Source organism: Belliella aquatica (genome assembly GCF_014637795.1).
Taxonomy (GTDB): domain Bacteria; phylum Bacteroidota; class Bacteroidia; order Cytophagales; family Cyclobacteriaceae; genus Belliella; species Belliella aquatica.
In genome coordinates, this window is sequence record NZ_BMFD01000025.1 from 32,160 (window position 1) to 35,388 (window position 3,229).

General features: G+C 36.3%; 2 protein-coding genes. Both read left to right on the forward strand.

From position 1 onward, the window contains the following. The coding region (locus tag IEV57_RS18560) for a hypothetical protein (protein WP_229744569.1) at positions 1-895 on the forward strand (895 nt) is incomplete at its 5' end. Between the two features lie 39 nt (positions 896-934). Continuing rightward, a complete protein-coding gene (locus tag IEV57_RS18565; protein WP_229744570.1) occupies positions 935-1,333 on the forward strand; it encodes a helix-turn-helix domain-containing protein in 399 nt (132 codons plus the stop codon). Positions 1,334-3,229: the final 1,896 nt, after the last annotated feature.

The window sequence follows — 3,229 nt, forward strand, 5'->3', positions numbered from 1 at the left end:
AAGTAAATATTTCAAAATCACAAATGATAGGATGGGGTTCGATATAGATTTAAAACCTAAATACCCAACTTTTTATAAGCCTAGTGACGACTTACTTATATTACAAAAAAATCAGCACACGCAAGAAGCAAAAACGTACAATAAAATTTCACTGGATGATCTTCCAGATACTGACTTTGCCGTTGGATTTTGTTTAGCAGATACTCACCTGTCTTCATATCATTCAAATCATTATCCTTTTTTAGTTCCTTTCCATGGATTACTTTCTAAAGACAGAGAAAGAATAAAGAATTTCACTTCATTTCATTTAAATGAGGCTGATAGCAATGAATTGATTCTAAGTCAAACTCAAAAAGAACTCTCAAAGACCTGTTTCAAAATGCGGGAATTGGCACCAATAAACAACTCAAGTTGGCAGGATGAATTTGTGCCAAATGAGGAGGAGTTAGAAAAAGGGAAACAACTTTTCAAACTATGGCAGCAAGCTTATGAACTCATACTATCACAAAAACATACTTATTTCTTTCATACAAGAGGATTAAGAAATGTCAATGGAAAACCAAGTAGGTCTTGGATGAGACTATGTGAGTTCAAGAAAGAGACACCACATTTAATTATAAAAAGAATTGATAAAGGAGAATATTATCAAATAGAATTACGCTTCAAGATAAATGGGAAATTAAATATCCCTCAGTACCCAAACCTTGCTTTTTTTATAAGGCCAAAAACAAATTGGCTAAAAAAGTACCTATTGGGGAGTTTTGACGATTACTTAGTATCTTCTTTTTTTGCAAGGACTCAGTATAAAATGGCTATTCTTAAACCTCACTATAAAGGTGCCTTTGAAGATTTCATGAATAGTTTGGCAGAACGATATGAAATTATAGAGTCTTGAGTTTAATGATTATTCTAGAAAACATTATCTAAATAGATCATGGAAGAGCATAGAAATTCTGGTTTTATGATCCTGGACAACCAAACAGTAGGAAAAAATATCTCTCTCTTCCGTAAATTGAGACAGAAAAAGGCATTTGAAGTAGCCTTTCATTTAGGTTTAAAGGAAGCTGCATATACCAAATATGAAAGAGGGGAGACAAAAATCACCATTGAACTCATCCAAAACATCTCTGAGTTTCTAAAAGTAAATCCACTTCACTTGCTAGTTTCTAACCCTGAACAACTCCTCCAAAATCTAAATCAAGATCCAATAATCCCCAGTTTCGAGAAAGACTCAAATAAAAACGTAGACCACAATAAAACCCTGCATCAAATACTACAATCCATTCTAACCCTAAATGAATCCATCAAAGAAATTTTAATAACTGACAAATAGAATTCAATTGTCATTTCCTTCCTCCATTACATCAGTTACCTAATTAACCAGTTAACCAAATAACCCCTTTTTCCTTCGCCATTTTTCATCCTTCATCCCTCCTAATTCCTCCCTTCTTCCCCCTGCTCCCTAGTACCAACGTAGTAGCAGTCTAGTATCAACGTTAGGGTAACGTAGGGGATACGTAGACCCCGTGACTAGACCCTGTAATTTCAATTCTAATAATAATACTATTTGTTTCTTGGTAAAATTAAAAAATCTCTCTTTATATGGTTTTAGGAGTGACCATCTAGTCCTAATCTTGTTTAAAGAAAAACCTTTTAATTTCACTCAAACCGTCTGATGCAGGTGGGAATGTTGGGGAATCGGGCCTGCCTCCCAAAAGTGTATGGATTGCCTCACTAAAAGGGATAGGTTTCCTCCTTTTTAGGGAGGCGGGCGGTGGCCTTTTGCGGGTTGAAGAGCCTGTCCCGCAGTATTGCGGGAATTCGAAATTCTTGACTTTTTGGTTACTTTTCTCAAAAGTCCGCTGAGGCGGATGCGTCAATGCCTGTCCCGTGGAATCACGGGAACAAAAAGTAAGAGAAAGAAATATTTTCATCTCAAAACAGATTCTCTCACTCCTCAAAATCAACCCTTCATCCTTTCTAATTTTACAAGAACCCTATCGTCCCGAAAGACACCTCCAATTTCTAATATACCTATCTCCAGGACTCCCGGTCACGTGTACACATCCCTTTACCATGCACGGCGGCGCATATCGAATGTAGTGACTATAAATGTGCATGAAGCGCCTTCCCGCAATGCTGCGGGACAAGTCGTACATGTTTACCTCCCTTTTGGGAGGGCTAAAAAGCATATAGCTCCGCTGAGCCTGCCCCGAAGTATTTCGGGGAGCTACTTTCCTTGACTAGTTCCAATTCAACATTTTAAATTCGACATTCAGCATTCGACATTCTCCCTTCCTCCTTCATCCTTTCCCACCTTTCTCCTTTAACCTTTTCCCTTTTTTCTCTCTTTAAATATCCTCTGTGCATCTCGGTGACTCCTCTGTGCAACTCCGTGTAACAAAAGATTTTTGACCCTTCTCCCTTCATCCTTCCTTTCCCCTTTTTCCTTTCGCCCTTCTACTTTCCCCTATTTAATTAACCATTTCTCCTTAGCACTTGATTAGACTCTAAGGTAATGATAATCTGTTACTTACCCTACACAAACACGTATTAACTCCGTATCAAGTCCGTATCAACGCCATATCAAACGCATATCAAACATATATTCTATTAAACATCAACTAGACTTAAAGCCTGTTTAAAGCTATTTTAAGGGCGTTTTTGAGAAGATTCTAAGTAAAATATCAAGCATTATTACAATGGATATAACAATAACTTGAAGGGATGGATTTTCGCTAAAAAGATGGTTTCAAACTGCAAAAAAAATGATTAACAACCCAAAAATTCATCACCCCAATAAAGAAAAAAAGGAAACCCTATTTCAGCGTTTCCTTTTTTGTTTTTAAGATTCAAAATTCTTGAATCTTGGTTATTAACATGATATAAAAGCCATACCATAAACTAATTACTGATTTACTGATTTACTGATAACTATTTTCCTTATTTCATCTGCATTTTTACAAATCACTATCAAAATAATGTAAATCCTATATTTAAGGCTTCTTTGGGCTCTTCAATTGATCATTCACGATTTCCCGCTTTCAAATGAGAAGCGATTCAAAAGATTCAACTCAGTTTATTTCAATCAGCAGTTGATCGTGGTCGGTCGTCTGTTGACAATATGACCTTGCCTGAATTTGGTTTACACATTAGTGTCTAGTGTCAGGTTTTGATTCTTCGTTTAATTGTATTTTTCTTCTAGGTTGTTCTGGCATCCTTGGTTTTA